Genomic DNA, 1,284 nt, shown 5'->3' on the forward strand with positions numbered 1-1,284 from the left:
TGAACATGCCCCTGTCAAGTAGACACCATTAAAAACGCACAAAATTAAGCTGCATGAGTCCTAAATTCAACAGGACTCATTTCTAATTTCGTTTGGATACGTTTATTGTTATAATAGTGAATATAAGCTTCTACTGCTTGTCGCACTTCTATCACTGTTTCAGGGTGACTGAAACAAGGCATTTCACATTTCAAATGCCCAAAGAAGTTCTCGATACAAGCATTGTCCCAGCAGTTGCCTCTGCGGGACATAGATTGGGTAATACCCATTTCTTGTAGTCGCTTCATATACCGACGGTTTGTGAATTGAGTGCCTTGATCGCTATGTAGGATCGCTCTATTCTCAAACCCTCTTTTTTTCAATTCATCTAATGCCCTATATACTAGTTTCATCCCCTGATTCGTTCCAAGTGAATAAGCTACTATCTCCCCGTTGAATAGGTCTTTTATTGCACATAAAAATATCCATTTCTGAAGACCTTTTTCCACTTCAATATAGGTAATATCAATCGCTAATTTAATCCCTGGTCTCATCGCATGAAAGTTTCTATCTAATATATTCGGGATGATTCCATTCGGTTGAGGTCTATTTTTGAACTTCTTTCTACGAATCTTACACTGTAATCCATACTTGCGCATAATTCTTGAAATACGTTTCTCATTTACAACCAACCCATAATCTTTCTTTAACCAAAGTTTAATCCGCTTTCTACCAACTGTCCCTCGATGATCAGTAAATATCTTATGAATATAAAGGAATAAGGACTCATCCACCCTATCTTGATTATTGCTTCCATTCCTTAGTAACCATTTATAATAACCAGAACGTGATACATTCGTTATTTCCACCAATTTCGTGACTGGATATTCGGTTGAATATGCATGAATAAAAGCATATTGTTCTTCCTTATCGTTCACCCCCTTTTTAGATCCAACAACTTTTTTAAGTATTCATTCTCCAACTTCAGTAATTCAAACTCTTCTTCTAACGTTTTTTTCTTTTTACTCTTCCCCTTACTTTTCTGTCCCCTAGTATCGTTTAATGCAGAATACCCATCAGCTCTTACCTTCTCTACCCAGTCATATACTCTACGTTGATTTTTAATCTCAAATTTCTTAGCTAATTCAGACGCAGAATGCCCCTCTAAAAACATCTCTACAACTTGTTTCTTTAAATCATATGGATAATTATTTTGAATTCTCATTTTATACACTCCCCCAAAACTAAATGTAGCATTTGAGAGTGCGTTTTTCTAAAGTTGTCTACCATATGGGTACAATAACA

Annotated in this window: 2 protein-coding genes; both read right to left on the reverse strand. The window is 35.8% G+C overall.

Annotated elements, in window-relative coordinates; translation table 11 throughout:
- Positions 1 to 44: 44 nt before the first annotated feature.
- On the reverse strand, positions 45 to 917 hold the full coding sequence (locus tag V7097_RS25900) for an IS3 family transposase (RefSeq protein ID WP_335706512.1): 873 nt from the start codon (positions 915 to 917) through the stop codon (positions 45 to 47).
- Positions 914 to 1,204 carry a helix-turn-helix domain-containing protein gene (locus V7097_RS25905; RefSeq protein ID WP_335706513.1) on the reverse strand — a complete coding sequence of 97 codons (291 nt, stop codon included), beginning with the start codon at positions 1,202 to 1,204 and terminating at the stop codon, positions 914 to 916. Before V7097_RS25905 ends, V7097_RS25900 begins: the two co-directional genes overlap by 4 nt.
- Between the last annotated feature and the right edge of the window lie 80 nt (positions 1,205 to 1,284).

The organism is Bacillus sp. JJ1562 (assembly GCF_036962705.1).
GTDB lineage: Bacteria > Bacillota > Bacilli > Bacillales > Bacillaceae_L > Ferdinandcohnia.